Consider the following 332-nt stretch of genomic DNA (forward strand, 5'->3'; position numbering starts at 1 on the left):
GAGGTATGGACAAATACGAAGATAGAGGATTAAGAATAAGGCATTCCAAATCGGACTTAAGTATCTATGAAATAAGGTTAAAATAAACATCGTCTATTAAGCTAAGTTATACCTTCACGATACAAGCTGTACACATTGCTTTATCGTGGATGGCTGAATCTCACGGGAAGAGGAACAAAATGCATTACGACGTATTCAACGGAGATGCAGATGGCATCATCGCATTGCTTCAACTGCGCCTAAATGAGCCTAAAGAGAGCACTTTAATCACGGGGGTGAAACGCGATATCAAGCTGGTCTCGCAGGTTGCTGGCCAACTAACGGAACAGAAT

Annotated in this window: 1 pseudogene; it reads left to right on the forward strand. The window is 41.9% G+C overall.

Annotated elements, in window-relative coordinates:
- Positions 1-179: 179 nt before the first annotated feature.
- A pseudogene (locus BCT81_RS05530) lies at positions 180-332 on the forward strand (DHH family phosphoesterase); the annotation flags it as partial.

Source organism: Vibrio sp. 10N.261.52.A1 (assembly GCF_002876325.1).
In the GTDB taxonomy this organism is placed as follows: domain Bacteria; phylum Pseudomonadota; class Gammaproteobacteria; order Enterobacterales; family Vibrionaceae; genus Vibrio; species Vibrio chagasii.